Here is a 211-nt window from a genome sequence, read left to right on the forward strand (position 1 = left end):
TGTCGGTCCTGGCGCTGATCGCGATTGGGGACAGGCGCTGCTTCCACCGCAGGTGCACGATCTTGCGGACCACGTGCGAGGGGGTGCGGGTCGGGCTGTGGTGGGGGCGGCTGGAGCGGTCGCCCATGCCTGCCAGGCCCATCTCGGCGTACCGGCGGGCCCACCTCTTCGCGGTCGGCCACGAGACGTGGAAGTACTCCGCTGCCCGGGC

At 72.0% G+C, this 211-nt stretch carries 1 protein-coding gene; it reads right to left on the reverse strand.

The annotated features are described in order from the left end of the window. The coding region (locus tag Q0848_RS18940) for a leucine zipper domain-containing protein (protein ID WP_299040392.1) at positions 1-211 on the reverse strand (211 nt) is incomplete at both ends.

This window comes from uncultured Pseudokineococcus sp., assembly GCF_947495735.1.
Lineage (GTDB): Bacteria > Actinomycetota > Actinomycetes > Actinomycetales > Quadrisphaeraceae > Pseudokineococcus.